A 25,224-nucleotide genomic window follows, 5' to 3' on the forward strand; every position below is an offset into this window, starting at 1 on the left:
CCCCGCCGAAGCGGCGGTGAAGCTTATCCGGCAGGCAGGCGGTACGGTTGTGGCGGCGTGTTTCGTTATCGATCTGCCTGATCTGGGCGGGGCGCAAAAAATCCGCGATATGGGGATCGAGGTGATCAGCCTGTGTCATTTCGATGGGGATTGAAGGCGGCGCCAGATCAATCCAGATCGCCCAGCTTAGCTTAGATTGACGGGAGACAGCGCCCCCGTGCGGGGTTTGGCAAAATAATAGCCTTGAAACAGGGTCACGCCCAGATCTTTCAATAACTGGAATTCCTGCTGGCTTTCAACACCTTCGGCGATCACCATGATATCAAGGCTGAGGGCGGTGCGAACAATGCCGGTGACAATGGCCTGACGGGCGATATTTTTATCGATATCGCGCACCAGATGCATATCGATCTTGATCAGATCGGGCTGGAAATCGGCCAAAAGGCTGAGCCCGGCAAAGCCCGCCCCAAAATCATCGATGGCGGTGATCAGCCCCCATTTTTTATATTCGGCAATGATGCTTTTAACATGCTCGATATCATCGATCTTTTCCCCCTCGGTCAGTTCGAACATGATATTTTTAAGGGGAAAGCCGGTTTTTTTGGCAGCCTGCAGAGTGGCGCGCAAACAGGCTTCGGGCTCATAAACCGCATTGGGCATGAAATTGATCGATAAAATAGGGCGTTGATCAACAGGGAAAAGCTTTGCAGCCATTTGAATGGCGCGAATCCGGCATTCCTGATCGAAGCGATAGCGATTTTCATGATTGACCTGCGCCAGAATGGCCCCGGCCCCTTCGCCATTGGTTCCCCGCACCAAAGCTTCATGGCCCCAGATCCTGCCCTTTTGGCTATCGATGATGGGCTGAAAAGCCATGGTGAAGGAAAATGGCAGGGTCTGCCCATCCCGGCAGGCCCCACATTGTGTTTGCCGTATCATCGATTTGTCCCATCCAGATTTTTTAAATCCTAGAGGGGGAAGCTTTAAGGACCCCTTAATGGATCAGGGGTCGGGGCCATAAAAAACACAAATATAATGTCTTTTATGCGCTTTTTACGACAGCTCGATCTTTTGTCTTCGCCCTGATCATTCCGCCGCTTGTGAGGGGGTGGGGGCCGTCCATTTCAACAAGGGCTGGCGGGCTGCAAGGGTTTCATCCAGCCGTCTTAAAGGCGCAAAATGGGGGGCTGCGGTAAAGCGTTCTGTCTTCCCTGTTTCGGCCGCTTCTTTGGCCGCTGCTGCCAATCCGCGCATTGAGGCGATGAATTCATCCAGAGTGGCTTTCGATTCGCTTTCGGTTGGCTCGATCAGCATGGCCCCATGCACCACCAGGGGAAAATACATGGTCATCGGATGATAGCCTTCATCGATCATGGCCTTGGCGAAATCAAGGGTGCTGATGCCGGTATCCTTCAGGAAGCGATCATCAAACAGCGCTTCATGCATACAGGGCCCGGTAAAGGATGCGGTTATATGGGTGCTTAATTCCGCCAGCAGATAATTGGCATTGAGCACGGCATCTTCGGCCAATTGGCGCAGGCCATCATGGCCGTGGCTGAGCATATAGGCCAAAGCCCGCACATACATGCCCATCTGCCCGTGAAAGGCCACGAGGCGGCCAAAGCTTTGATCATCCGCGCCCTGATGATGTTCATGTAAGGCAAGGCCATCGTCGGTTTCAACCACATAGGGCAAAGGCGCATAAGGGGCCAAAGCCTCAGAAAAAACCACCGGCCCCGAACCCGGCCCGCCGCCGCCATGGGGCGTGGAAAAGGTTTTGTGCAGATTGATGTGCATGGCATCGATGCCCAGATCACCGGGCCGCACCCGGCCCACGATGGCATTGAAATTCGCCCCATCGCAGTAGAAAAAGCCGCCGGCTTCATGCACGGCCTCGGCGATTTTGATGATATCGCGTTCAAACAGGCCACAGGTATTGGGGTTGGTCAGCATGATCCCGGCCACATCCGGCCCCAGCGCTTTTTTAAGGGCCTCCAGATCCACCCGGCCATCTGGCCCTGCGGGAATGGCTTTTACCTGATAGCCACAGAAAACCGCCGTGGCCGGATTGGTGCCATGGGCACTTTCGGGCACCAGAATGATCTTGCGGGCATCGCCCCGGGCTTCAAGGGCGGCGCGGATGGCCATGATGCCGCATAATTCCCCATGGGCACCGGCCTTGGGATTAAGGGCAACCGCCGGCATTCCGGTCAGGGTCATCAGCCAATGGCTCAGATCGCGCATCACCGCCAAAGCGCCCTGCACCGTGCTTTGGGGTTGCAGGGGGTGAATATCCGCCAATCCGGGCAGCCGCGCCACTTTTTCATTCAGCCTTGGATTATGCTTCATGGTGCACGAGCCAAGGGGGAAAAAGCCGCTGTCGATGCCGTAATTCTTCTGGCTCAGCCGGGTGAAATGCCGCACGGTTTGCGGCTCTGATAAGCCGGGCAGGCCAATCGACCCATTGCGTTCAAGGCCACCAAGGGCGGTTTGGAAATCGCCCGCATCCTCGATATCCACCCCACTATGGCGGGCATCGCCGATTTCAAAAATCAGCGGTTCTTCATGCCGCAGGCCGCGATGGCCGCTGAAGCTTTCAAAAGGGGCCGGGAGGGTGCCCTCGCCGCTATGGCTGGGGCGTCCTGTGCGGTTCATGGGCATGATCAACGCTCCTTGATGCCGGGGGTGGCCAGATAATCACGAAGCGCCCCGGCGAGCAGGGCGATATCGGCTTCGCTTACGGTTTCGGTGATGGCCAGAATGAGGATATTGGCAAGCTCCGGCCTTTGGGGATAAAGGCGCGAGGCGGGCACACCGGCAAGAATTTTTTGCCCCGCCAAAGCTTCGACCAGCGCATCGGCGCGGCCGGGCAGGCGCACGCAAAGCTCATTGAAATAGCTTTGGTTCAGAACCTCGACCCCATCAATCCCGGCGAGCGCCGCCCTCAATTGGGTGGCTTTTTTGTGATTGATCATGGCCAATTGCCGCAATCCCTTTTCGCCCAGCAAGGTCATATGAACGGTAAAGGCCAGGGCGCAGAGGCCGGAATTGGTGCAGATGTTGGATGTCGCCTTTTCCCGGCGGATATGCTGCTCGCGGGTAGAGAGTGTGAGCACGAAGCCGCGCTTGCCATCGGCATCCCGGGTTTGCCCGGCCAGCCGCCCGGGCATCTGGCGCACATATTTTTCCCGGGTGGCAAAAAGCCCCAGATACGGGCCCCCAAAATTCAGCCCGTTGCCGATCGATTGGCCTTCCGCTACCACGATATCGGCCCCCATTTCACCGGGGGATTTCACCGCCCCCAATGAAACCACTTCGGTGACGACAGCGACCAGAAGCGCGCCTTTGGCATGGGCGGCTTCGGCCAAAGGGCCCAGATCATGCAGATGGCCAAACAGATCGGGGGTTTGCACCACCACGCAGGCGGTCTCCTCATCGATGCTATCGATCAGATTTTGCAGATCGCGGGCCGGATCATCGGCCAAAGGCTGCAAGCGGATCACCTGTTCATCGCCATATTGGGTGATGGTTTCCACCACATCGCCATAATGGGCATGAAGCCCGCCCGCCAGAATGGCCTTTTTGCGGCCCCGGGTGATGCGCCGGGCCATCAGGATGGCTTCGCCACAGGCAGTGGAGCCATCATAAAGCGAGGCATTGGCCACATCGCAGCCCAAAAGATTGGCAATCTGGGTTTGAAATTCAAACAGATATTGCAAAGTACCCTGAGCGATTTCGGGCTGATAGGGGGTATAGGCGGTGAGAAATTCACCCCGCTGAATGATATAATCAACGCTTGCCGGAATATGATGACGATAGGCCCCACAGCCAACGAAAAAAGCATGCTCGGCAGCCGGAATATTGCGCCGGGCATAATCGCGAAACAGGCGGTCCACCTCTAATTCGCTTTTATGGCTCGGCAGATCAAGGGGGCTGCTGAGCCGGGCGGCCTTGGGAACATCGGCAAACAGATCATCGATCGAAGCCACGCCGATGGCCTTGAGCATCGCCTGGCGGTCTCGATCATTATGCGGAAGATAACGCATGGGGCGGGGGTCCTTTGATGCAGCGCGGATTAGGCTTGGGCCTTGGGATCGGTTGAGATCAGCCAAGCTCGGCGAGATAGGCCTCATAGGCTTCATCATCGAGCAGTTCATCAAGTTCGGTCAGGTCATTGAGGGTGATCTCGAAAAACCAGCCATCATCCATCGGCTGGCTGTTTGCCAGAGCAGGATCATCCACCAAAGCCTGATTGAGCGCGCTCACCTCACCTGAAACCGGGGCATAAAGCTCGCTGGCGGCTTTCACCGATTCGACCACGGCGGCTTCATCACCTTTCATCAAGGTGGCCCCCATTTCGGGCAATTCCACAAACACCACATCCCCCAATTGCGCCTGGGCATAATCGGTGATGCCAATCACCCCCTTGCCATCTTCGACGCGGATCCATTCATGGTCTTTGGAAAAACGGATCATGCTCATGATCAAAAATCCTTTGCAAAATGCGGGTTTTGGCCCGGCTGATGGAAAAAGAGCGTTCAGCCCTGTTTTGGTTTTGATGATTTTCGCACATAATTCTGGGTCACGAAGGGCAGGGCCTTGACATGGGCCTTGCGCAGCTTGCCCCGCACCATCAGCGCGATGTCTGTGCCCGGAGTGGCGGCCTTCGCATCGATCAGGCCCATGGCCACCGGCGCATTCACCGTCGGGCCAAAACCGCCCGATGTGATGATGCCAAGTTTTTGAGTGCCATCCGGGCTGTAAATCGCGGTTCCATCGCGGGCAATGGTGCGATCATCGGGGCTGATGCCCACCCGCTTTCGGGCGGGACCTTCGGCAATCTGGCCTAAAATACGCCCGGCCCCGGGGAAATCGGCGCGGTCGCGGCGGGCTTTGGGGATGGCCCATAAAAGATCGGCCTCGACCGGGGTGATCTCAGGGCTGAGATCCTGACCATAAAGGCATAAACCGGCCTCAAGGCGCAGGCTGTCGCGGGCTCCAAGGCCGATGGGGGCAACCCGCTCATCGGCCAGAAGACGACGGGCGAAGCTTTCGGCATGGGCTGCGGGGAGCGAGATTTCAAAGCCATCCTCGCCGGTATAGCCCGAACGGCTGATGATCAGATCAAGGCCATCAAGGCTGGTCCACAAGGCTTCCATGAACAAAAGATCACGACAGGCGGGGATGATCGCTGCCAGCACATCTGAGGCGTCTGGCCCCTGCAAAGCCAGCAGGGCGCGATCATCGCACAGCGAAAGCCGGGCCCGGCCTGCCAATCTGGAGCGGATATGGGCGAAATCCCCTAAACGGGGCCCGGCATTGACGACGATGAACAGGCCGTTTTCGCGATCAGCCCGGCGGGTGATCATCAGATCATCAAGGATGCCGCCCGTATCATCGAGCAGCAGGCTGTAGCGCATCTGGCCGGGTTTCAATGTGGCAATGGCCCCGGGCACCAGCTCTTCAAAAAGGCGGGCGATATCGTCTTCGGGATTGATGGGGTCGAGCATGGCCTGACCCATATGCGAAACATCGAACAATCCGGCTTTCTGGCGGCAGTGCAGATGTTCGCCCTTGATCCCCATGGGAAATTGCACCGGCATTTCATAGCCGGCAAAGGCAACCATCTGCCCGCCCATTTCGCGATGCAGGGCATTGAGGGGTGTTTCGAGGAGCTTGGGGGCTGTCGTTGTCCCGCAATCGGTCATCATCAGGCTCCGCTTTGGCACCTTGAAGGCGCATGAAGGCTTCAGCCGCTCGGTGCGGCATCACAAAGCCCCCTCTGTCACGGAACCTGAGAGATTTCGCCAGACGCTTTTGGCCCGATGGCCGCAGCGCCTGCCTTATCCCCGTCGGTGAGGTGGACCCTGCCCACCTGCTTTCCAGAGTCGTCTGCCGCTAACGGTCCTTTAGCCTGAGAGTTTCCGGGGCGGTTGCTCCTTCGGCGGCTTTTCATACGGTTTCAACCGCATCAAAAGCTCTCTCCCGCAAGCGGTCAGCGGCCTTTTAAAGCCGCCCGACATAATCAGTGCAGTCGCTTCTCCTCTACAGGCCGATCTCCATCCCTGTCAACGCGGCAAAAGCGATCAGCGCAGCAAATTATAGCGCACATCTTCGGGATCGAGCTGAAAGCCGATCAGGATTTCATAATTATAGCGCCGTGCCCGCTCGATATCGGGCAGTTCCTGACGCAATCGCTCGGTCACCACGACGCGCTGCTGATCGGCGCTTTCAAAGCTGAGGCGCGTTTCATAAATATCCTTGGCAACGATGATCGAATTATCGCGCACCACAGCCACAAACCATTGCAAGGAAATCTCGCCCGTTGCCGGCAAGGCCGGACCGCGCACGGCGGCCAGATCAAAATGCACATCGCTGATGACATCATCATCCTGGTCGCATTTGAGTTGAAGATTGGTGATGCTGGCTTCATAGGCGATATCGGCGGCGTTTTTCTCGTCTCCCATGAAGCGCACAAACGACCCCGTGCCCCCCACGACAGCCAAAGCCGGACAACGCTGGATCGTGACCTCCAACGGATTTTGATTGGCTCCGCAGGCTGCCAAAGCCATCAGCGCGCCGGTAAGGATGAAGCGCAAGAACAAAGACATATGAGACATGCGATCTCTTCAGGTTTGGGTGTGGATCGACAAGGGTTTAAAAGCTTTCCATCAATAGGGGCTTCCCAAGCTTGAGGCAATGCCCGCTCTTATGGACCGATCAAATCTTATGATTCCATCAAATTTTGTACTGATAAAAGCCTGTGCAGGAGCAGATGACATCACATTTCCCTGATAGAGGGTCATGACGCAGATTTTTTTGAACTGTAGGCGCGCATCGTCTCTTGCGTTATAGTGCTATGGCGTTCAAATGAAAGCCTATGTGTCATTCCAAATGGATTTTGATGCTGATCAAGTGTTGCTGGCCTTTATGTCGCATCTTTGTCAGAATCAGGATCGCCGAACGATGAGGACAATGATCTGATGAGCAAACCCACCTTGCAGATACTTCTGGCGGCCCCCCGCGGATTTTGTGCCGGGGTGGATCGGGCCATCAAGATCGTTGAACTGGCTTTGGAACGCTTTGGCGCGCCGGTTTATGTTCGCCATGAAATCGTTCATAATCGTCATGTGGTTGAGGATCTGGAAAGCAAAGGCGCTGTTTTCGTTGAGGAATTGAGCGAAGTTCCCGATGATGTGCCGGTGGTGTTTTCCGCTCATGGGGTGCCCAAAAGTATCCCGGCGGAAGCCGACCGTCGCAAGCTGCTTTATGTGGATGCCACATGCCCCCTTGTTTCCAAGGTCCATCGCGAGGTGGAGCATCATGATCGCACCGGCCATCATATTCTGATGATCGGTCATGCCGGGCATCCCGAGGTGATTGGCACCATGGGGCAGGTGGCTCCGGGATCGATTACCCTGATCGAATCGGAAGAAGATGCCGAAAATGTGGAGGTGCAGGACCCCGATAATCTGGCCTTCGTGACCCAAACCACTTTATCGGTGGATGATACGGCGGGGATCGTTGAGGCGCTGATCCGGCGTTTCCCCAATATCGTTGGGCCGCGCAAGGAAGATATCTGCTATGCCACCACAAATCGTCAGGAATCGGTGAAGGCCATGGCCGCGCGCTGTGATCGCCTGCTGGTGATCGGAGCCCCCAATTCATCCAATTCCCGCCGTTTGGTCGAGGTGGCACAGAAAGAAGGCGTGTCCTCGCGGCTGTTGCAAAAGGCGGACGATCTGGATTGGGATTGGCTTTCGGGGGCTGCGGTGATTGGCGTGACCGCCGGGGCTTCGGCCCCTGAAATTCTGGTCCAGGAACTGATTTCCGCCTTGTCGGATCGCTATGATGTGACCCTGGAAGAGGTGGAAACCGCGCGGGAGAATGTCACCTTCAAAATCCCTGCCATATTGCGTGAAAGTGCCGCTTGATCAGATCAGGGCGGATCATCGCTGTTCATTGCTCAGTTCATCAAGCGATAGCCTGACGGGCGTGATGGGAAAAAGTGCGTGACCACAAAACGCCGGGTTGAGATTTATACCGATGGGGCCTGTTCGGGTAATCCCGGCCCCGGCGGCTGGGGGGTTTTGATGCGCTGGAACGGCCATCAGAAAACCCTGATCGGCGGGGCCCCTGATACCACCAATAACCGCATGGAACTCACCGCAGCGATCGAGGCTTTAAACGCCCTCAAACGCCCCTGCCATGTGGATCTTTATACCGATAGCACCTATGTGCGATCCGGCATCACCCAATGGATTGCCGGTTGGAAAGCCCGTGGCTGGCGCACGGCGGCGAAAAAGCCGGTGGCCAATGTTGATCTGTGGCAGGCGCTGGATGCGGCGATTGCCGGCCATGAGATCACATGGCATTGGGTGAAGGGCCATTCCGGCCATGATGGCAATGAAGCGGCTGATCGCCTGGCCAATGAAGGCATGGCGCCCTATAAATCGGCAAAAGGAGAGGCGAATGGCTGAAGCTGGACCATCGCCTGAGATCGACAAGACGGCCCTGATCGATCAGATGATCAAGATGGTGCCGCAGATGGCGGCTTTGGGGATCCATTTGATCGCCGCCGATGGGGGGCGGGCCCGGATGCAGCTTCCCTGGTCGGATGATCTGGTGGCTTATGCCGATACCGGGGTGATGGCGGGGGGTGCGATTTTCACCTTGCTCGATTCGGTTTTGGGGATGGCGGTTTTCTCGGCGCTGGATCGCTTATTGCCGGTGGCCACCTTGGATTTACGGATCGATTATCTGAAACCGGCCACCCCGGGCCTGGCGGTTTTGGCTTCATCCCATTGCACCCGGCTGACCCGGCAGGTGGCCTTTGTGCGCGGCGTGGCTTTTCATGAAGATGAAAGCGATGCCATTGCTCATGCCACCGCCAGCTTCATCATCGATCGTGGCCATCAAAAAGGGGGGCGGTGATGGGATTTGATATCATCAGGGCCCTGATGCACGATCCCCATGCCGTGGTGGCGCTGGATGCCATTCCCTATGCCCGGTTTTTGGGCCTCAGCCTTGAGCGATCAGGTGATGATGTGCGCCTGCATCTGGCCTTTTCTGCCAAGCATATCGGGGCGCCGGGGCGCTATCATGGCGGGGTTTTGGGCGCGGCTTTGGAATTTGCGGCGATGGCGGAATTGATGTGGCAATCCCGGGGCAGCGGCGCTGAACTGACAAGCCTGCCCAAGCCGGTGACGCTGACCGTTGATTTTCTGCGCCCTGCAGGGCCGCAGGATCTTTATGCGGCGGCCAGCATCATCAAGCAGGGATCGCGGATCGCTTCGGTGCGATCACTGGCCTGGCAAGAGGACCGGGAAAAGCCGGTGGCCGAAGCGCAGATGCATTTTCTGCTGCCCCAGTCACCGGCTGCCCCGGAAAATCTACAAGAAAGCCTGCAGGGCTGAAGGCTTTTCCCTTTATCCCTCGCCGAAAAGCAGGCCGCGAAAGGCAAATCCCAAAAAGATCAGCGCCAAAGCCAGCGGGCACACATAGCGCAGCATAAACAGCCAGATTTTGAACCCCCCATCACTCATGCTGTCAAGCTCATCGCGGATGCTGATCTTGCGCATCCGCCAGCCCACAAACAGGGCGATCAAAAGCCCACCCATGGGCATGATGATATTATTGGTGAGGAAATCCAGATTATCGAGGATGGTGCCGCGCCAGAAGGTCAGATCAGACCATAAATTAAGGGATAAAACCGAACCGATCCCCAATATAAAAATGGCAATCCCGGTGCCGACAGCGGAAATTTTACGATGGATGCCGCGATGTTCCTCAAGCCAGGCCACAAAGGGTTCGAGGAGGGAAATGGCCGAGGTCAGGGCGGCGATGCCCAAAAGCAGGAAAAAGGCCCCGCCCACAAAGATGCCGCCGGGCATCTGGGCAAATGCAACCGGCAAAGTGATGAACACAAGCCCCGCCCCCGCGCCGGGTTCCAGCCCATATTGAAAAACGATGGGGAAAATGGCCAACCCCGCTAAAAGCGCCACCGCCGTATCGGCCCCGGCGATGATGAAGGCGGATTTGGGCAAAGACACATCCTTGGGCACATAAGCGCCATAGGCCATGATCGCCCCCAAAGCGAGGGAGAGAGAGAAGAAAGCCTGACCCAAGGCCTGGATCACTGTTTCAAAGGTGACTTTGGAAAAATCGGGCTGAAACAAAAAGCGGATGGCAGAGGCAGCATCTCCCACGCTGAGGGCATAGATCACCAAAAGCAGCAACAGACCAAACAAGGCGGGCATCAGCCATGTGACGGCTTTTTCAAGCCCCCCATGAATGCCCCGGGCCACAACCGTGATGGTGATCGCCATGAACAGGGCATGCCACAACAGAACGAGCCAGAAATTTCCCGTTACGGCACCGAAATAATCCCCGGATGTATATTGATTGAGAATGGTCAATGAGCCGGTGAAGCTGGCCACCATATAAGAGAGCGTGAGCCCGGCAATGACCGAATAAAAGCTTAAAACCAGAAGGGCACCAACCACCCCGCTCCATCCGGCGACCGCCCAAAGCGGGGAGCGGCCTTCGTCCCGGGCGACCTTTTTCACCGCATTGGGGGGCGAGAGATGACCGCGTCGGCCCAATGTCAATTCAGCGATCATCACCGGCACCCCGATGCCAAACACAAAGGCCAGATAGATCAGAACGAACGCCCCCCCGCCGCCCTGACCCGCCTCATAAGGAAATTTCCAGATATTCCCAAGGCCCACGGCGCTGCCGACCGCAGCAAAAATAAAGGCGAGGCGCGACGACCAGTTTTCATGCGCGAGTGGTTCGGATCGTGCCATAATCTTGTCCTTCCCCTGATATGCGGCCCGATGAGGCCTTTCTATTTTATGCCGAATGGATATGTCATCCTGATCGCTTTGGCAAAAGCCTTATTTTGTGCCGAACAATCGATCCCCCACATCACCCAAACCGGGGGTGATATAGCCATGTTCATTCAGGCCATCATCAAGGGCAGCGGAAAAAATCGGGACATCGGGATGGGCGGCCCGCAGGGTTTCAACACCCTTTGGGGCGGCAACCAAACACAGAAAGCGGATTTTATCGGCCCCCGCTTCCTTCACAAGGGAGACCGCCGCCGCTGCCGAATTGCCTGTGGCCAGCATGGGATCGACGATCAGAACATGGCGTTCGTCAAGGCTATGGGGCATTTTAAAATAATATTGCACAGGCTTCAGGGTCTCATGATCCCGATAAAGCCCCACATGCCCCACCCGGGCTGAAGGCACCAGATCGAGCAGGCCCTGCAACAGGCCATCGCCTGCCCGCATGATCGAAACAAAGCAGGGCTTTTTACCGGAAAGCTGTTTTTGCACCGATTTTTCCAGCGGTGTTTCGATCTCGATATCCTGAAGGGGCAGATCGCGGGTGACTTCATAGGCCAAAAGCAGGCTGATTTCGCGTAAAAGCTGCCGAAATTGCGCGGAAGGGGTGTCTTTTTGGCGCATCAGGGTGAGTTTGTGCCGGATCAGCGGATGATCAACGATAGTGAGATCATGTCCTGTAGCCTTGGTCATTTTTATTCTCCTTTGTCCCATCGTTTCTTAGCACTCTGCTTGCAGGTTTTGGAAGCAACATGATGGGGATGACTAGGGCCGATCACTTGCGATTGACTTGTCAGGCGTGAAAAAATTGCATAGATTAGTTTTTCTAATGAACTGTAACAGATTTTCTATCTATAAAAATGGTGTGTCGCTATGATCCAAAAATGGTTTCTGGACCATCCGCAATCGGTGGGTGAGGGGTATTTCGCGCATATGGGAACGGCCATGCGCTTTTCCGGCCTCTTGTTTCTGGGGGCGGTGGTCTGTTTTTTTCATGCGCTTTTGCCCGCCATGTTCACCAAAACCGGCAGCACGATCATCAGCCGCCTTCATGAAAAAATGGTGCGCAATCGTCGCCGGGTGCCGGGTGCTGCATCTTCGGCAGGATCGCGATCCTATAAAGGCGAAGATAGCTTTGATTATGTGATTTAAAGCCCTTTTCCGGGGGTGGCGCTTTGCGCGCCCATCCGGCCAAAAGCTGTGGAATCGAACCGATCCGCATCATTCAGACCATTGAGCAGATCATGGATGAAGCCCAGCTTTTCGATCACCTTTTGCGACAGGACGAAGGGATAGAGATCGGGCTGCCCCATAGAGCGATTGAGGCTGTTGACCGCATGGGTCAAGGGTAGCCATGTTCCGATGATGGCTTGGAAATCGGGTTCGCCATAGGGGTCGAAATCCGCTGATGTCATGGTTTTGGCAATTGTTGATGTGCGCGGGGAGACCCGCATGCCAAAATGATGTGCGGTTTCCAAAGTATCGACCATATGCATATAATGCGCCCAGCATTCCGCCCAATCTTCCCAGGGATGGGCCGCCGCATAGGCGCTGACATAGCTTTCTTCCCAATCAGGTTTTGTATATTGATTATAATGGGCTTCGAGCGCCTTTTGATAATTGGCCCGCTCATCCCCAAAAAGCCCGCGAAACGGATCGATTCGCTGGCCATCCCGGATCAGCCGTTCCCAATAATAATGGCCGATTTCATGGCGGAAATGCCCTAAAAGCGTGCGATAGGGCTCGGAAAACTGCCGCCTGCGTTCTTCGCGCACCACATCATCGGCTTCGGCGATATTGATGGTGATCACCCCTCTGGCATGGCCGGTCAGGATCACCGAAGAATGTTCGGTGACATAATCCGCGATATTGGGATCGGCCAGAAAATCGAAGGCCAGCCCGTATGCGGGATGATCAAATTTGCTGATGATGGGGAGGCGCAGGCGCAAAAGCCCATAAATCAGCCGATGCTTGGCGGCTTCCACTTTTTCCCATAGCAAAACCGATGCCGGATCGCCCAGATCGGGCACCGTGCGATTGAACCGGCAGGCGGTGCAATAATCATCGGATTTTTCCGCCGGGATCAACCAGTTGCAGGCATCATAGATGGTATTGGCACAAAGCTTGAAATGATCATCAGGGTCTCTCACAGATCGCCAAAGCTGCGCCCATCCCTGTTTTTCGCCGCTGATGGGTTCGATTGCGGTCAGCCGCATCTGATCATCACGAAAACCGATGCGAGACCCGCAGCGTTCGCAATGCACATTTTCAAAATAGATCAGATTTTTGCATTTATCGCATTCAAATAGCCGCATGGCCTGATTTCCAAAACTCAACACGCTGGCGGATGGCTGTAAAGCGCATGTCTCCGCCAACAGGGAACACAGACTAACCGGAATGGCCCCGATGCTCTAGGGGGCAAAAAATTCTTCTTCCAAAAGCGACGTGATATCGATCAGATGCTTTTGCAGATCATCAAGATAATCATGCATCCCCGATGCGATCACATCCTTGATCGCGCTTTGGCGCACATGGGATTGAAAGGCTTTCATGGCATCAAGGGCGGTGCGTTTCTGATCGCTGCCAAAGCTTTCATGCAGATCTTTTAAAGCAAGGCAGGCCTCAGAGATCGAGGCCGAAACCGAGCGCGGAAAGCGTTCATCAAACAGCAGAAATCCGGCGGCACTTTCGGCGCTGAAGCCTTTGCTATGAACCCGGCGATAGGCATGAAAGCCCGCAGCCGAACGCAAAAGCGCATTCCATTGCGACATATCGGATGCCGAACCCATATCGGCATCCCCCATCTGCAAAGCTTCATATTTGGCATCGAGAAGGCGGGAGGTTTGATCGGCCCGCTCTAGGTTCATACCGATTTTGGAAAAATACCAGCTATCGTCTTTATACAGGGTTTCGGCGGTAATACCGCTGAAGGTCTGGCAGGCTTCCTTGATGCGGGCACACACCAGATTGAGCCGTTCCTCGCTGATATCCCGCCGTTTCATCCCCCGCATGGAATTATAGAATGTATTGAGATGGAACCACATTTCGGTGGAAATCTGAGGGCGCAGGGCCCGCGCATTTTGCCGGGCCATTTTCAGATTGGCATAGATCGATGTGGGATTGTCGCCATCGAGAATATAAAAATAGAGAACATTTTCCGCCGTGGGCTTTAAATCCTGCGCCAGAAAACGCTCGTCATCGGCGTAGATTTTCAAAACGGACAGCCAATTATGGGTGCCATCTTTTTGATGCCCAAAGCTTTCCTGAACATCCAAAATCCGCGCAATATTGTTCATGCGCTCGACCTGACGAGACATCCAGAAAATTTCTTCAGCGTGTCTGGCGAGAAGTTTATGCAAGAACCCATGTATCCTTTGAACCGCCGCCCTGGCTTGAATTGACGATGAGCGAGCCTTTTTTCAGCGCCACCCGTGTCAGCCCACCCGGCAAAACCCAGGTGGATCGCCCGCTGACCACAAAGGGCCGCAAATCGACATGGCGCGGCTCCACACCCCGGCTGCACAAGGTAGGGGCCACCGAAAGGGAGATCATGGGCTGGCTGATGAAATTATCCGGTGCCGCCTTTAATTTCCGCCTGAGATCGGCCAGCACCTTTTTGCTTGAACGCGGGCCGATGACCACCCCATAGCCGCCCGATTCGCCTACGGGCTTCACCACCAGATTTTCCAGATTCTGAAGGGTATAGGCAAGGCCCTCGGGCTCGCGGCAGATATGGGTTTCCACATTGGGCAGGATGGCATCCTCCCCCAGATAATAGCGGATGATGCGCGGCATATAGGCATAGATGGCCTTGTCATCGGCAATGCCGGTGCCAATCGCATTGGTGAGGGTGACATTGCCGGCCCGATAGGCACGCATCAGGCCGGGCACCCCCAAAAGGCTTTTGGGGTTGAAGGCTTCTGGGTCGATGAACTGATCATCGATCCGCCGATAGATAATATCCACCGGTTCAAGGCCGAGGATGGTTTTCATGTAAACGCGATCATTATCCACCAGCAGATCGCGGCCTTCCACCAAGGGAACGCCCATTTCCCGGGCCAGAAACACATGCTCGAAATAGGCGGAATTAAAGGTGCCGGGCGAGAGCAGCACCACCTGCGGATTTTCAAGGCTTGGGTTCATCGCCAATTGCCGCAGGCTTTCCACCAGCCTTTGGCCATAATCGGATACCGTTCTGATGCTGGTGGCGCGCGCCAGATCGGGAAAGGTGCGTAAGGTGAGATGGCGGTTTTCCACCACATAGGAAACCCCCGAAGGCGTGCGGGCATTATCTTCTAAAACCAGAAATTCGCCATCCGCGCCGCGCACCAGATCCACCCCACAAATGCTGGCATAGCTTTTATGGGGCAGGGTAAGCCCCTCCATCTGCGGGCTGTAATTCTTGTTGGTCAAAACCAGATCTTTGGGCACCACCTTGTCTTTGAGAATTTTGGCATCATGATAGATATCATCCAAAAACAGATTGATCGCGGTTACCCTTTGGATCGATCCTCGTTCGATATGGGCCCATTGCTTTTGGGTGATCACCCGGGGCAGGGCATCGAAGGGCAGCACCCGATCGATCTGATCGCGCTGGGAATATACGGTGAAGGTGATGCCCAGATTATAAAGTTCGCGGGTCACGGCGGCGGTGCGCTTGCGCAGATCGCCCACAGTCAGGGCATTGATTTTTTCGATGACCGGGGCCAAAGCGCGCAATTGCTCCTGATTTTTGCCGCCTTCAAGGCCGCCGAGCAATTCGCAATAATATCCGCCCGGATCATAGTCTTTCAAAAGTCCACTCAGTAAAGTGGAATTCATAAATAGCATCCAAATGAAAAGGTTATTTTTTGCATAGTGTCATATAATTGCCTTTTTAAACCAGAAATGCACCCATTTTATTGCCATTTTAGCAGGAAGCTGTTTGATTTGTGATCTGGGGTCCTGACCCTAAGGCCTTCATCTTGGAAAAAAGACAGGATTTTTATGTCTGCCAATGAATTGGCCATTGTTGCGGCCGCTGTATTGCTGTTCGGGCTTTTTGGTAAACGCCTTGGGGGCGGCTTGCTCACCATTCCCCTTGTTTTCAGTCTTTTCGGTTTTGCGCTGGGGGATGCTGGTCTTGATCTTGTGACCTTTGAGGCGATGGACGGCACGATTTTGATGATCGCTGAATTGACCCTCACCCTCATCTTGTTCAGCGATGCAGCGCGGTTGGATGTCAAAACGCTGCTGAAGGAACGTCAGTTGGCGATAAGGATGCTGCTGATCGGGATGCCGGTGGCCCTTGTTCTGGGGGCCGGGCTGGCATATTGGCTGTTTCCCGGGATCGGTCTTTTGCCGGCGTTTCTTCTGGCGGCCATGCTGGTGCCCACCGATGCCGCCCTTGGCCAGCCCATTTTAAACCATCCCGATATCCCCCTCAAAACCCGTCAGGTGATGATTGCTGAAAGCGGATTGAATGATGGTCTGGCGCTGCCTGCGGTGGTGATGCTGGCGATTTTCGCCTCGGTGGCTCATGCCGGTGGGGCGGGGAGCGCGGAGGGGAGTGCATCAATGCACGGGGTGGATGGGTCAGCCCTGTCGATGGCCGTCTTTGCCGGCAAGCAGATCATTTTGGGGCCGCTTTTTGGGGGGCTTGTGGCCCTTATCGGGGGGCGGTGGCTTGATCGGGCCATCAGCGGCAAAAAGATCGATGATAAAATCGAAGGGATCATTTTGCTGGCTTTGGCGATCTTATCTTATGCGCTGGCCGAATCCTTGGGCGGCAATGGCTTTTTGGCGGCGTTTGCGGCCGGGATCACCCTTGGCTGCACGGTGCGCCATCGCTGTGGCTCTTTGATCGATTTCATGGAGGAAGAAGGCCAGATCCTGACCATGTTTGCTTTTTTGCTGTTTGGCGCGATGCTTTTGCCCGAAGGGCTGGCGGTGGCGGGTCCGGCAACGGTTCTTTATGCGCTGGGCAGTCTTTTCGTGGTGCGGATTTTGGCCATCCTTGTGGCCCTGATCGGCAGCAAGGCCCCATGGAAGGAACGGCTTTTGATGGGATGGTTCGGGCCGCGCGGGCTGGCATCCCTGCTTTTTGCGCTGATGATTCTTGAGATTTATCCGATCCCCCAAGCCCAGGAGATTCGCGCCTGTGTCATGCTGACTGTGGGCTTTTCGGTGATTTTGCATGGGCTGAGCGCCATGCCTTTGGCAAAGCTTTATGGGCGTTCGATCAAATCGAAACCCCGCTGAACAGGCGCCTCGCTGAACAGGCGCCTCGCTGAACAGGCATGGTGGGCGCGGCAGGATTTGAACCTGCGACCCCTGCGGTGTGAACACAGTGCTCTACCCCTGAGCTACGCGCCCTCGCCTGCGAGAGGGGCCTTATAATACCGCTTTAAAGTCCTGCGCAAGATTTTTCCTGCGCAAAGGGGGCGCAAATGTTCAAAGCCTGAAATCAATCCTTGATCGCGGCGCGGTTTGTGGCACTTTTTCCCCATGGATATGACCATGACACTCATTTTGATGGGGGCCGCCCTTGGTCTTTTGGGCTTGGCAACTTTGGGCGGGCGGCGGGCCTATGTGCCGGGGAAGCCCCCTTTGATCCCTTATGGGGCCCTGCAATTTTTGGCGATTCTGCTGATTTTGCTGTTTGCCGGTCATCTGATCACCCTCATCACCGGCCAGCCCTTTCGCGGGCGGCTAGGATAAATCCCAATTTTTTGAACGGCTTGGCCATCCTGCATAAAAAAATGCAGGGGGACGAAAAATAACACTTGCTTTTGGATTTAGTGTACTACATAACTAATACACCGAAACAACAACACACAAACAAACACTATCAAGCCATTTGGCGACAGCACAAAGGAACAAAGCCATGTCATTCACCGCAAACACGATCCGCAACACCACCTCAGCCGCCCGTATCAGCATCCGTCGCAATCGCCGCCGCCAGCGTTATCAGCGGGCGGCCTGAGGGGCGACCTTAGGCCCCCAAGCTTTGCAAGGAATCAGAAATTGGCCGCAGGTGTGATTGAATTTTTGGCTGCGTTTCGGGGGGGGGCACTTTTCCAAGCATCTTCGGGCTGAAGCGAAGCCAGAAACATCCGCACATCGAGCACCGTTCTTTGGGGATCTTCCTCCATCGGGATATGCCCCAGATGATCATAAACCACCAGAGTAGCATTGGGCATGGCCCGCTCCAGGGCCCGCCCCACAGATAGGGGGATCATCCTATCTTCTCGCCCCCATTGAATAAGGGTGGGCGCCGTGATCCTTGAGGGATCGACCCGTTCATTGATATGGCTGAAATAATCGAGCAGCGCCTTGCGCGATCCATCCATCAACAGCAGGTGCCATGACCGATCGACCATGGCATTGGTGACCAGATCATCATTGGCCATCGCCGTTTCCAGCCCTTGTTTGATTATTGATCGGGGCGTGATCGTTTCCATGATCCAGGAGATGCCGGGCAATCTCGCCAGCTTGAAGCCAAGGGGAAGGGTAGGTTCAGGGCTGTTTTCGGGGACGAAACCGGCGCTATCCACCAGCACCAATCCGGCGATTTTCTGAGGGTGCGCAAGGGCATAGGCCATGCTGATCTTGCCACCCATGGAATTGCCGCCGATCACCAGACGCTCGATTCCCAATTGGCTGATCAGGCTATGAACGGCGCGCACCATGCCTTCGGTGCTATAATCATTTTCAGCGGTTTTCCCGGTCAGCCCATGGGCCGGCAGATCCATGCTGATGACACGATAGCTATGGGAAAGCGCCTCAACCCAAGGCTCCCAAGTATGAAGAGATGATCCCGTGCCATGAAGCAAGAGCAAAGCCGGGGCGAGGGATGGCCCCTGATCCCGATAATGAAGGCTGGTGCCGCTGGGTAAGCTGAGGAATTTTGATGGCTTGGGGGCATAATAATTGGCCAGCAGATCCCGATCCAGATCAGGCGTTCCAAATGTGAGCACGGCAATGGCGATCAACGCAGCCATTGCCCCGATCGTCCACAGAAATGCCTTAAAAATAAACCACATGACGATTTTGCTGCCCAGAGAATTTGACCCAAGGCTCAACAATCAGAAGGGTGCCATGGGAGCCTCAATGAAAAATCCTTCAATTATTTGTATAAAATAGAATCATTTAAAGCCAGCCCTTTAATTCCTTATCCAGTAATTTGGCCAGCAAGGCGATATGATCGGGATGATCATTGAGGCAATCAATCCGCGCAAAAGCCTCGCCTCCAGCATCTAAAAACAGCTTTTTCCCCTCGAGTCCGATTTCTTCCAAAGTTTCAACGCAATCCGATGCAAAGCCCGGTGAAATCACCATCACTTTCTTTTTTCCCATGCCGGGCAGGGCTTCAAGGGTCTGATCGGTATAGGGTTGCAACCATTCTTTGGGCCCGAATCGGGATTGAAAGGTGACCATGAAGCGGTTTTCATCATAACCCAAAGCCTCGCGCAGCAGGCGTCCGGTTTTCTGGCAATGGCAATGATAGGGATCGCCCGCTTCGAAATAGCTTTTCGGAATACCGTGAAACGAGGCGAGAAGCATGTCCGGCTCCCATCCGGTTTCGGCAATTTTGCGCTCCACTGATGCGACAAGGGCTTTGATATAATCGCCATCATCATGATAAGGGGCCATGGTGCGCACCGCAGGCTGCCAACGCAAAGTCATCAGATGGCGAAAAAGCTGATCATAAACGCTGGCGGTGGTGGATGCGGAATATTGGGGATAAAGGGCCATCACGGCGATGCGATCACAGCCCTTTTGTTTAAGGGCATCGATCTTCTTGGCAATGGATGGCTGGCCATAACGCATGGCCCAATCAACCACGATACGATCATCATGGCTCAGCGCCCGGCCCAGCCCTTCGCCCTGCGCGCGCGTGAGGGTGCGCAAGGGGCTTTCGTCGCGGGCTTCATTCCAGATGGCAGCATAGGCCTTGCCCGATTTTTGCGGACGAAAAGGCAGGATGAACAGATTGAGAATGACCTTCCAGGCCAAAGGGTTCAATTCGATGACCCTGCGGTCGGATAAAAATTCCTTCAGATAGCGCCGCATGGATTGATAATCCGTGCCATCGGGGGTGCCCAGATTGACGATCAAAACCCCGATGCGGCCATGCGCGATGGCCGGATGGTCGGTCGGCATAGGGGCCGTGCTATCGGCTTGTGCGCTTTTGGATCGGGCTGTTTGGTCATGGTCTGTCATCGTTAAGCCTTTTATGCGCGCCCCATGGCCCGGTTGATCAGCGAAAAGCCGGGCCATGCAGCCAAGCCACCAAAGCGGTGCGCCGCCCTTTTGTGACCGGGCTAATGCGATGCAAAACAAAGCTGGGAAACACGATGGCCGTGCCTTCCGTTCGCGGTGCTGTTATTACACTGCCTTCGCCATTGAGTTCAAGGCAGCCGCCTTCATAATCATCGGGCGGGGTGATCTGCACGGAGATCGAGAGCTTGCGGCTCAGGGTGCCCGGTGCCCGCCCGCGATCGGCATGCCAATCATAGGTGCTGCGTTCATGGCCATCATAGCGGATGAGCTGCGCCCCTTCATTGAAGCCTTCGACCTGAAAGCCAAAAGCGCTGCCATTGATATCCGACAGGATCCGGGCCATTCGTTCAAAGATCCAGGATGTTTCGGGCTGATCATCGAGCCATAAAATCTCGCAGGCGCGAATGCTCTCCACAGTTTTCCCCCCGCTCAGCCGGCCCGCCTTGGGGGTGCCGTCCTCCATCAGGCCACGAAGGGCCGCACATTCGGCCGTGGTGAAGGCATCGGGCCGGGCGATGAAAAACGCGCCCGATCCTGAAAAGGGCGGCTCGCCTATGAGAGCGCTGTGCGCAGGGACAGGAGACATCATGATGCTTTCAAAAGCCGCACAGCAAAAGGCGGGACAAAAAAGCAGATAGCGGCTTTTAAGTAAAAATCAAATCAATGATGATCAAAAAGAATCGCCAGCGGGGCTTTGTCAGGCAGGGCCATGAAGTTGTGCATGAATTGCATGGCTCAAGCCCATGATATGCAAAAATACCGTCTACAAAATCCGTGGAAAAAGCCCAGATTCAAAGGGTCCGAAGATGGTCTTCGGGCACCCTGTCCAAAGGACAATGCCATGACGATGAAAACCGGCAAACCCGCACAGTCGCAAAGCAAACCGGGCGCCCCCAAGCCCGCCTCGGCAAAGCCGGGTGGTAAGAAATAAGGGGATAGTCCCTCCTTATGAAGAGCCGCCGGGAAACTGGCGGCTTTTTCATGTCTGGCGCACGCCCAAATCCTTCATTCCCAGGCCCAATTTTCAGGCCGACTTTTCAGGCGGCGTGCGGCACTTCGGCCCAGTTTTCCTCGCTATGGCGGCTTGCCCTATCGAGAAAGCAGCGAAGGCTGAAATCGAAATTCAGGGCTTTCAGATCGGCGGGGGTGGCCTTCAAACCGATCTGCATGATGCATTTCCGGTCGATGGGAATGGCTGGGGCCTGATCCTTCAGAATTTCCACGATAAAAAGCCGGATCAACCGCTCCTGGGCTTCCCCGATTGTCTGTCTAGCTGTTTCCCAGCGGCTCAGGGTCGCGACTTCAATATTGATTTCGTGCGCGAAATCCTTGGCCGTAATCCCCAGCACCCGGCGCAAGAAGCGCAGATCTTCGCCACATAATTTTTCTGCCCGATGGCAACGGCGCAGGGCGATGCTGGCCATCAGGCTATCGAAGGCCGGGATTTCAGTGGAGACAATCTCCCCACTCTCCTCATCAATTTCGGCGATGACCGCATTTTGCAGCGTGATGCGATAGGGAATGCCGCTATCATCAAGATCATGCTGATCCAGAATGGTTTCCTTAACTGTGGCGTTCATCATGTCTCTCCACATTCTTTTTAACGCGCGCGATCAGCCTTTCCAGGCCGTAATCAGCGTCACGCGGATATAGTCACTCATGGGGCTGATGATGATAGCGATCTTGTGTTCATCATCCGTAGTGCCGCACATTCTATAGCGTTCGCCCTTGTCATCGGCCTCGTGCTTGATCACATGCCCCGTACGCAAAATTGATCTTATATCAAATTCCGAGATGGATCGTTCTTTCATGCGCTGGCGTGCATGGGCGGAGATCTTCAGGCGAAAGTCTTTGTGGCCAGAGCGATTTCGAGCGGAGTGTGATCACGACGCGGCCAGGAAATCGCGGTCAAACATATATTTAGAGCATATGGTCCGATCCACTTTAATCGGACCATATGCTCTAGAAAATTCGTTTATTTTCTGGCTTATATCCGCGAAATTCGAGATATCCTCATCAGGCAAAGACCAACTCCTGACCATAGGGCGATGCAAAAGACGTACTCAGTACATAATACGAAATTGATATTATGTCAATTTTGAAAAGGAAGCGATTGCCTCAAAGATCGGTTTCGAGGAAATGCTCGATGCGGCGGGCGATCAGCGGGGTTGCGGTTTCGCCGATCAGCCAATGGCCCAGCTTGGGAAATTCCGCATAGCGGGCGCGGCCTTCAAATTTGCGCACCGCAGATCGCGCCCATTCTTTTGGTGTGATGCGATCTTCGGCCCCCACGGCCACCAGAACGGGCATGCGAATGCGATCGCGATTGACAGAAGCCGCCTGTTCTCCATCGAAAAACCACAAGGCCAGTTCGAAAAGCGCGCGGCCCGATTCCCACACATAATCTTCATAAACCCTGCGGGCTTCGGCTTCGGGCACAGGGCCGTTGAACACGCTCCACCGGGCGGTTTCCCAATCGGGCTTATGGGGCTTGTTCCAAAAGCCGGGGCGCAGGGTGGTTTTATAAAAGCTTTTGAGCGGCCCCATCAAAAAGGGGTTCATCCCCGCAGAAGGTGCCGGCGCCAGACAGATCAGCCGCGAGCCAAGACCCCGTGCGGCGATTTTTTGCGCCAAAAGCCCCCCCATGGAATGGCCGATGAGGATGGCATCATGATCGAAGGCTTTGATCTCGGCTTCCAGGGCATCGGCATAATCATTGAGCGAGGCGCTGCCCAATCGGCTGGGGGGCGGGCTGGCCGCCGGCACATCATGAAAGGGCAAGGTGGGGGTCAGCACCCGATGACCCAAAGCTTCAAAATGGGCGCGCAAATGGGCCCAGCAATTGCCACGGCTCCACATGCCATGGATCATCACCATGGGCGTTTTCTGGCTGGGCGTTTTTTGGGTCATTGCGGTTTTCCCCCGTTTGATCAGGACGCAGCGGAGTCGATCAGATTCTGCCATTCTTTCGACCAGCATAAACCGTGACGTGGGGGGTTTCCAGTTGCAGATTCAGATCTCGACGATATCGGGATAATCGCCCTGACCCAAACCTTCGATATGGGTGGAATGAAAGCTTTCAATGGCGCTTTCCACCTTCATCGAATCATTGAAACGGGCGATGTGAAAGAGCGCATCCCCCTCATTTACCACCGGCAGATTGGTGCGGCCGATGACGATCCCGGTCACCGGGGATAAAATGCGGGTATGATTTTGCCCCACGGCATCGGAGACCCAGCCCAGCGTTTCGCCCTTGGTGATCCGCGCGCCCTGCCGGACCTCGACCCGCAAAAGCCCATTGGATGATGAACGCACCCATTGCGAGTCACTGGCTTTGATCACCTGATGATCAAGCACCGGCTTGCCCCGGATCATCCCCAGAAAGCGCATCACATTCAGCACGCCGCGCACGCCTGCGCGCACCGGCAAAGGCTCGAAACGCAGGGCCTCGCCCGCCTCATAAAGCAGGGTTTTGATTTGTTTGTCTGCCGCATATTGGCGCAGCGATCCATCGCGCATATTGGCATTGATGATCACCGGCGTGCCAAAGGCGCGGGCAAGTTGTTCGGTATCGGGATCATCGAGATTGGCGCGGATATGGGGATGATTGGTGCGGTGATTGGCTCCGGTATGCAAATCGATGCCATGGGTGGAGCGATCAACGATTTCGCTGGCAAAAACATGGGCAAGCCGGGCCGCCAGAGAGCCATGCTGCGAGCCGGGGAAAGAGCGATTGAGATCGCGCCGGTCGGGCAGATAGCGCGTGTGCGTGGTAAAGCCATAGACATTGACGATGGGCACCGCGATCAGCGTGCCCCGCAGGCGGCCAAGGGCAGCATGGGCCATCACCTGCCGGATGATTTCGATGCCATTGATTTCATCCCCATGCACCGCCGCCGATAAAAACAGGGTGGGGCCAGGATGCCGGGAATGCAGCACATGCACCGGCATGGAAATCGGCATATAGCTTGATTGGCTGGGCAAAGGCACATTGATATGGATGCGCTCACCGGGGTCCACTTCATGGCCTGCGATGAAAAAAGGCGGGCGCCTGATACTGGCCTTATCGATTTTTGATCCTGTCATGCCTTTTTTTCATGCCTTTTATTCTGTTGTTGTGGCCGTTCAGCCATGGCCTTTGGTGCGGGTTCGGTGGGGGCGGGCATTCTTTTCCAGAAATTCGATGATCTTGCCAGCGATATCAAGGCCGGTGGCGGTCTCGATCCCTTCCAGCCCCGGCGAGGAATTGACCTCCATCACCAAAGGGCCGCGATGGGATCGCAGCATATCCACCCCGCATACATTGAGCCCCATGACCTTCGCCGCCTTCACTGCTGTGGCCCGCTCGGCAGGGGTGATCTTCACCTTATGGGCCGAGCCGCCGCGATGCAGATTGGAGCGAAAATCGCCTTCCGGGCCTTTGCGGCGCATGGCCGCCACCACCTTTTCCCCCACAACAAGGCAGCGGATATCCTCATTCCCCGCTTCGGCGATGAATTCCTGTACCAATATATGGGCTTCAAGGCCCGCAAAGGCATTGATCATGCTTTTAACGGCGGGCATGGTATCGCCCAGAACCACCCCCACACCCTGAGTGCCTTCAACCAGCTTGATGACCAGAGGCGGGCCGCCCATCATATCGATCAGATCTTCGGTTTGCCTTGTGCCATTGGCAACGCCGGTGACCGGTAATTTCACACCGCGCCTTGATAAAAGCTGCATCGACCGCAATTTGTCGCGGGAACGGGAAATCGCCACGGATTCATTGAGGGGATAAACCCCCATCACCTCGAACTGCCGTAAAACGGCGGTGCCGAAAAAGGTGATCGATGCCCCGATGCGCGGGATCACCACATCATAATGGGGCATTTCGGCCCCTTTATAGCGCATTTCCGGGCGCACTTCGCCCATCTTCAGATAGACCTTCATGGTATCCACCCAATCGATCTCATGGCCGCGTAAAACAGCCGCCTCCATCAGGCGCTTATGGGAATAAAGATCGGGATTCCGGGCGAGAAGCGCGATACGCATAAGAAACTCCACAAAGGGATTAAGAACAAGATGCAGACGAAGACGACAAGGGGCTTAGGGCCTTTGGCCTTTGGGCCAT

The 25,224-nt window shown here is 55.4% G+C and carries 26 protein-coding genes, 1 tRNA gene, 1 pseudogene and 2 riboswitches; of the genes and pseudogenes, 8 read left to right on the forward strand and 20 right to left on the reverse strand.

Going from position 1 to position 25,224, the window contains the following annotated elements; genetic code table 11:
- Window positions 1-154: pseudogene (locus tag AQ1_RS15310) on the forward strand (adenine phosphoribosyltransferase); the annotation flags it as partial.
- A 32-nt stretch (window positions 155-186) separates the two neighbouring features.
- On the opposite strand, the gene AQ1_RS09100 reads toward AQ1_RS15310, so the two are convergent.
- From AQ1_RS09100 to AQ1_RS09125, 6 genes are all read right to left on the reverse strand, one after another.
- A complete protein-coding gene (locus AQ1_RS09100; protein ID WP_042086494.1) occupies window positions 187-939 on the reverse strand; it encodes an EAL domain-containing protein in 753 nt (250 codons plus the stop codon).
- Window positions 940-1,086: 147 nt separating this feature from the next.
- Window positions 1,087-2,661, reverse strand: a complete 1,575-nt coding sequence (gene gcvPB, locus AQ1_RS09105; protein WP_042086496.1) for an aminomethyl-transferring glycine dehydrogenase subunit GcvPB — start codon at window positions 2,659-2,661, stop codon at window positions 1,087-1,089.
- A 2-nt stretch (window positions 2,662-2,663) separates the two neighbouring features.
- Window positions 2,664-4,046, reverse strand: a complete 1,383-nt coding sequence (gene gcvPA / locus AQ1_RS09110) for an aminomethyl-transferring glycine dehydrogenase subunit GcvPA (RefSeq protein WP_042086498.1) — start codon at window positions 4,044-4,046, stop codon at window positions 2,664-2,666.
- Window positions 4,047-4,104: 58 nt separating this feature from the next.
- Window positions 4,105-4,482: a glycine cleavage system protein GcvH gene (gene gcvH, locus AQ1_RS09115; RefSeq protein ID WP_081837226.1), complete on the reverse strand. Its 378-nt coding sequence runs from the start codon at window positions 4,480-4,482 to the stop codon at window positions 4,105-4,107.
- A 56-nt stretch (window positions 4,483-4,538) separates the two neighbouring features.
- Window positions 4,539-5,711 carry a glycine cleavage system aminomethyltransferase GcvT gene (gene gcvT, locus AQ1_RS09120; protein WP_081837230.1) on the reverse strand — a complete coding sequence of 391 codons (1,173 nt, stop codon included), beginning with the start codon at window positions 5,709-5,711 and terminating at the stop codon, window positions 4,539-4,541.
- 61 nt (window positions 5,712-5,772) lie between these two features.
- Window positions 5,773-5,892: riboswitch (glycine riboswitch) on the reverse strand.
- Window positions 5,893-5,998: riboswitch (glycine riboswitch) on the reverse strand.
- A gap of 88 nt (window positions 5,999-6,086) precedes the next feature.
- Window positions 6,087-6,620: a hypothetical protein gene (locus AQ1_RS09125; protein WP_150006976.1), complete on the reverse strand. Its 534-nt coding sequence runs from the start codon at window positions 6,618-6,620 to the stop codon at window positions 6,087-6,089.
- Window positions 6,621-6,983: 363 nt separating this feature from the next.
- On the opposite strand from AQ1_RS09125, the gene ispH reads away from it, so the two are divergent.
- From ispH to AQ1_RS09145, 4 genes are all read left to right on the forward strand, one after another.
- Window positions 6,984-7,934, forward strand: a complete 951-nt coding sequence (gene ispH, locus AQ1_RS09130) for a 4-hydroxy-3-methylbut-2-enyl diphosphate reductase (RefSeq protein WP_042086503.1) — start codon at window positions 6,984-6,986, stop codon at window positions 7,932-7,934.
- Between the two features lie 78 nt (window positions 7,935-8,012).
- Window positions 8,013-8,480 carry a ribonuclease HI gene (rnhA, locus tag AQ1_RS09135; RefSeq protein ID WP_042086505.1) on the forward strand — a complete coding sequence of 156 codons (468 nt, stop codon included), beginning with the start codon at window positions 8,013-8,015 and terminating at the stop codon, window positions 8,478-8,480.
- The gene (locus AQ1_RS09140) at window positions 8,473-8,934 is read left to right on the forward strand and encodes a PaaI family thioesterase (protein WP_042086507.1); all 462 of its coding nucleotides are present in this window, start codon (window positions 8,473-8,475) and stop codon (window positions 8,932-8,934) included. Before rnhA ends, AQ1_RS09140 begins: the two co-directional genes overlap by 8 nt.
- Window positions 8,934-9,416: a PaaI family thioesterase gene (locus tag AQ1_RS09145; RefSeq protein WP_042086509.1), complete on the forward strand. Its 483-nt coding sequence runs from the start codon at window positions 8,934-8,936 to the stop codon at window positions 9,414-9,416. The genes AQ1_RS09140 and AQ1_RS09145 overlap by 1 nt, the downstream gene beginning before the upstream one ends.
- Window positions 9,417-9,428: 12 nt before the next feature.
- On the opposite strand, the gene AQ1_RS09150 is transcribed toward AQ1_RS09145, so the two are convergent.
- Window positions 9,429-10,808 carry a sodium-dependent transporter gene (locus tag AQ1_RS09150; protein WP_042086511.1) on the reverse strand — a complete coding sequence of 460 codons (1,380 nt, stop codon included), beginning with the start codon at window positions 10,806-10,808 and terminating at the stop codon, window positions 9,429-9,431.
- A 90-nt stretch (window positions 10,809-10,898) separates the two neighbouring features.
- On the reverse strand, window positions 10,899-11,543 hold the full coding sequence (gene upp / locus AQ1_RS09155; RefSeq protein WP_042086513.1) for a uracil phosphoribosyltransferase: 645 nt from the start codon (window positions 11,541-11,543) through the stop codon (window positions 10,899-10,901).
- A 180-nt stretch (window positions 11,544-11,723) separates the two neighbouring features.
- On the opposite strand from upp, the gene AQ1_RS09160 reads away from it, so the two are divergent.
- On the forward strand, window positions 11,724-12,002 hold the full coding sequence (locus tag AQ1_RS09160; protein ID WP_042086515.1) for a DUF6356 family protein: 279 nt from the start codon (window positions 11,724-11,726) through the stop codon (window positions 12,000-12,002).
- Here AQ1_RS09160 and AQ1_RS09165 read toward each other — a convergent pair.
- The 3 genes from AQ1_RS09165 to AQ1_RS09175 form a co-directional block, all read right to left on the reverse strand.
- Window positions 11,999-13,165 carry a zinc-binding metallopeptidase family protein gene (locus AQ1_RS09165; protein ID WP_042086517.1) on the reverse strand — a complete coding sequence of 389 codons (1,167 nt, stop codon included), beginning with the start codon at window positions 13,163-13,165 and terminating at the stop codon, window positions 11,999-12,001. The two genes, AQ1_RS09160 and AQ1_RS09165, sit on opposite strands and share 4 nt — an antisense overlap.
- A gap of 96 nt (window positions 13,166-13,261) precedes the next feature.
- Window positions 13,262-14,209 carry an alpha-E domain-containing protein gene (locus tag AQ1_RS09170; RefSeq protein ID WP_150006977.1) on the reverse strand — a complete coding sequence of 316 codons (948 nt, stop codon included), beginning with the start codon at window positions 14,207-14,209 and terminating at the stop codon, window positions 13,262-13,264.
- Window positions 14,202-15,671, reverse strand: a complete 1,470-nt coding sequence (locus AQ1_RS09175; protein ID WP_042086521.1) for a circularly permuted type 2 ATP-grasp protein — start codon at window positions 15,669-15,671, stop codon at window positions 14,202-14,204. The genes AQ1_RS09170 and AQ1_RS09175 overlap by 8 nt, the downstream gene beginning before the upstream one ends.
- 165 nt (window positions 15,672-15,836) lie before the next feature.
- Here AQ1_RS09175 and AQ1_RS09180 point away from each other — a divergent pair, with 165 nt between their 5' ends.
- Complete coding sequence (locus tag AQ1_RS09180; protein ID WP_042086523.1) at window positions 15,837-17,090, forward strand: cation:proton antiporter; 1,254 nt, start codon at window positions 15,837-15,839, stop codon at window positions 17,088-17,090.
- A 39-nt stretch (window positions 17,091-17,129) separates the two neighbouring features.
- Here the strand turns inward: AQ1_RS09180 and AQ1_RS09185 are convergent.
- Window positions 17,130-17,204 (reverse strand) — tRNA-Val (locus AQ1_RS09185).
- 144 nt (window positions 17,205-17,348) lie between these two features.
- Between AQ1_RS09185 and AQ1_RS09190 the strand changes: the two genes are divergently transcribed.
- Window positions 17,349-17,549, forward strand: a complete 201-nt coding sequence (locus AQ1_RS09190; RefSeq protein WP_150006981.1) for a hypothetical protein — start codon at window positions 17,349-17,351, stop codon at window positions 17,547-17,549.
- A 299-nt stretch (window positions 17,550-17,848) separates the two neighbouring features.
- On the opposite strand, the gene AQ1_RS09195 is transcribed toward AQ1_RS09190, so the two are convergent.
- The 8 genes from AQ1_RS09195 to rimK all read right to left on the reverse strand — a co-directional run bounded on the left by AQ1_RS09195 (window position 17,849) and on the right by rimK (window position 25,145).
- On the reverse strand, window positions 17,849-18,832 hold the full coding sequence (locus AQ1_RS09195; RefSeq protein WP_161760528.1) for an alpha/beta fold hydrolase: 984 nt from the start codon (window positions 18,830-18,832) through the stop codon (window positions 17,849-17,851).
- A gap of 148 nt (window positions 18,833-18,980) precedes the next feature.
- Window positions 18,981-19,994 (reverse strand): ferrochelatase, encoded by a 1,014-nt coding sequence (gene hemH / locus AQ1_RS09200; RefSeq protein WP_390624386.1) that lies wholly within the window; start codon window positions 19,992-19,994, stop codon window positions 18,981-18,983.
- A 97-nt stretch (window positions 19,995-20,091) separates the two neighbouring features.
- A complete protein-coding gene (locus tag AQ1_RS09205) occupies window positions 20,092-20,703 on the reverse strand; it encodes a 2OG-Fe(II) oxygenase (protein WP_081837228.1) in 612 nt (203 codons plus the stop codon).
- 448 nt (window positions 20,704-21,151) lie between these two features.
- A complete protein-coding gene (locus AQ1_RS09215; protein WP_042086531.1) occupies window positions 21,152-21,697 on the reverse strand; it encodes a transcriptional regulator in 546 nt (181 codons plus the stop codon).
- A gap of 30 nt (window positions 21,698-21,727) precedes the next feature.
- Window positions 21,728-21,955 (reverse strand): DUF4258 domain-containing protein, encoded by a 228-nt coding sequence (locus AQ1_RS09220; protein WP_313980349.1) that lies wholly within the window; start codon window positions 21,953-21,955, stop codon window positions 21,728-21,730.
- Window positions 21,956-22,232: 277 nt separating this feature from the next.
- Window positions 22,233-23,024 carry an alpha/beta hydrolase gene (locus AQ1_RS09225; RefSeq protein WP_052371158.1) on the reverse strand — a complete coding sequence of 264 codons (792 nt, stop codon included), beginning with the start codon at window positions 23,022-23,024 and terminating at the stop codon, window positions 22,233-22,235.
- Window positions 23,025-23,126: 102 nt separating this feature from the next.
- Entirely contained in the window at window positions 23,127-24,200 is a 1,074-nt protein-coding gene (locus AQ1_RS09230; RefSeq protein WP_042086535.1) for a succinylglutamate desuccinylase/aspartoacylase family protein, read from the reverse strand.
- A gap of 39 nt (window positions 24,201-24,239) precedes the next feature.
- A complete protein-coding gene (rimK, locus tag AQ1_RS09235) occupies window positions 24,240-25,145 on the reverse strand; it encodes a 30S ribosomal protein S6--L-glutamate ligase (protein ID WP_042086538.1) in 906 nt (301 codons plus the stop codon).
- Between the last annotated feature and the right edge of the window lie 79 nt (window positions 25,146-25,224).

This window comes from Iodidimonas nitroreducens (assembly GCA_000710935.1).
Classification (GTDB): Bacteria; Pseudomonadota; Alphaproteobacteria; order Sphingomonadales; family Rhodothalassiaceae; genus Iodidimonas; species Iodidimonas nitroreducens.